Genomic DNA, 2543 nt, shown 5'->3' on the forward strand with positions numbered 1-2543 from the left:
CCCCCGATCCGTGCCGGCGCCGTCGCCACCAGGCGCGCAACCCGCCCGTGGGGACGTCCGGGGAGGCGGGGGCGGAGCGCGTGCCGGCGCCGCGCGGGGCACCGGTTCCGGCCTCGGCATCGCGCGCCAGGCCCGAACCGCGCAGCGCACCGACCCGGCGAACCACGGGTCCGTCGGCGCCGCTCGGTGCGGGCTGCTCGGCGGCCGCGGCCTCGATCCGCACCCGTTCGAGCTCGGCGCGCACCCGGTCGGCGGCCGCTCGCAGCCCTTGCCCGCTCGCCTCGGCCGTGCCGAGCGCGTCGAGCTGGACGGTGTATCTCGCGGCCTGCCCCGCGAGCACGCCGTCGATGCGTGCGGACAGCCGCATCGCCGCGGTCCGCGTCAGCTGCCGCACCGCGTCGTCGCCGAAGACGGCCTCGAGGACGCGCTGGGCCAGCAGCGCCGAGCCACCCGCGATCCCGACCTCGGCCCCGGTCAACCCGCCGGTCGAGGCGAAGACGGCAACCATGAGCGCGGCGCCGAGCCCGTTGATCCCGAACGAGATCGCCCGCGCGGCCGCACGCTTGCCCGCGCCCTGTTCGCTCACGAGGTCGAGCACGTCGGCCTGCCACGCCCGGATCTCGGCCGCAACCTGCCCGCGCAGGTCGGCAGAGCCGCGCGCGAGCTCGAGCCCCACGAGCAGCCTCGCCCCGGCCGGGTCCGCGCGCCACGCGGCGTGCGCCCGTTCCGCGGCCTGCTCGGCAGCGTCCAGCACCACGGCCTCGAGCCCGTGCCCGATGGCGGCCGACAGCTCGGGCTCCGCAGCCCGCCGCCCCGTGACGGCCGCGACGAGCCGGTCCCGCAGCGAACCGACCCGGACCTGGACCGCGCGCAGGAACTCCCCGGTGCCGACCACGTCCTGCCAGCGCGCGAGCACCTCGCCCCGCAGCAGCGTGCCGTCCGAGGTCGCGTGCTGCACCGCGTGCTGCGCGTCGCCGTACGGGCCGGCGACCATCGCCCGCAGCGCACGGTCGGCGCGGCGCTGCCCATCCGCGCAGTCCGCGAGGCTCGCGCAGCGTGCGAGCACGTCGGCGGTCGCCCCATCGCGGGTCCGTACGATGGCGGCGCTCCTCGCGGCGGGGTCCCCGCCGAGGGCGGTCAGCCAGTCGGCGACGGGTGCGACCGCGGGCGCCGGCAGCAGCCCGGCCTCGCGCGGGGCCTCCGGGACCACCAGGACGGGTGCCCCGCCCAGCCCGTGCTCGGCGAGCAGCTGGGTCAGGTGCGCCCGGACCGGGCCCTCGTCCCCGGGGTCCACCCGGTCGAGCACGAGCGCGATCTCGGCACGGCGCGCGGCGGCGATCTCCAGCAGCTCCCACGGAACCGCGTCGGCGTAGCGCGCGGCGGTCGTGACGAACAGCCACAGGTCGGCCGCGCCGAGCAGCTGCGTGGCCAGTCGCCGGTTCTCCCGGACCACGGAGTCGATGTCCGGAGCGTCGAGCAGCGCCAGACCGGGCGGCACGGCGTCCGAGGCGACCAGACGTAGCGCGCGCGAATCCCCGGCGTCCGCGGTCGCACCGGGCGCGGCCGACGCATCGAGCGCGGCGAGCGCGGCCGAGTCCGTGACCCGGGGCAGCCCCGGCAGCACGCGGTCCGCGCGGAACCAGTGCGCATCGAGCGGGTGGTGCACCAGGACGGGTGCCCGCGTCGTCGGGCGCAGCACCCCCGCCGCGGTGACGACCTCACCGAGCAGGGAGTTGACCAGGGTCGACTTGCCGGCCCCGGTCGAACCGCCGACGACGACCAGCAGCGGCGCCCCGACCGCCCGCACCCGGGGCAGCAGGTAGTCCTCGAGCTGGTCGAGCATCCGCGCGCGCTCGACCCGGGCGCGCGCGGCGTCGGGCAGGTCGAGGGCGAGCCGGACCTCGCCCACCGCGGCCCGCAGGCCGACGAGGGCAGCGACGAGGGACGCGGCCGCAGGTTCCGGCCCCGTTCCCTCGTCGCGTGTCACCGAGCTCCCGCGACGTCAGTCGCGCGTGAGCTTGCGGTAGGTGACCCGGTGCGGTCGAGCGGCATCCGGACCGAGGCGCTCGATCTTGTTCTCCTCGTACGACGCGAAGTTCCCCTCGAACCAGTACCAGTTCGCGGGGTTCTCCTCGGTGCCCTCGTACGCGAGGATGTGCGTCACGACGCGGTCCAGGAACCACCGGTCGTGCGAGGTGACCACAGCGCAGCCGGGGAACTCGAGCAGCGCGTTCTCGAGCGAGCCGAGCGTCTCCACGTCGAGGTCGTTGGTGGGCTCGTCGAGCAGCAGGAGGTTCCCGCCGAGCTTGAGCGTGAGCGCGAGGTTGAGACGGTTGCGCTCACCACCGGACAGCACGCCGGCCTTCTTCTGCTGGTCCGGCCCTTTGAACCCGAAGGCCGCCACGTACGCGCGGGACGGCATCTCGACGTTGCCGACCTTGATGTAGTCGAGCCCGTCGGAGACCACCTCGAACAGGGTCTTCTCGGGGTCGATGCCGCCGCGGTCCTGGTCGACGTAGGAGACCTTGACGGTCTCCCCGACC

The 2543-nt window shown here is 75.9% G+C and carries 2 protein-coding genes; both read right to left on the reverse strand.

All coding sequences use genetic code 11. The annotated features are described in order from the left end of the window. Positions 1–1987, reverse strand: a 1987-nt coding sequence (locus VIM26_RS14180; protein WP_331952259.1) for a dynamin family protein, incomplete at its 3' end; no start/stop codon positions are given. Between the two features lie 15 nt (positions 1988–2002). Next, positions 2003–2543: ATP-binding cassette domain-containing protein (locus VIM26_RS14185; RefSeq protein ID WP_331952261.1), on the reverse strand; the 541-nt coding region annotated here is incomplete at its 5' end.

Origin of the sequence: Pengzhenrongella sp. (assembly GCF_036565025.1) — a bacterium.
Classification (GTDB): domain Bacteria; phylum Actinomycetota; class Actinomycetes; order Actinomycetales; family Cellulomonadaceae; genus Pengzhenrongella.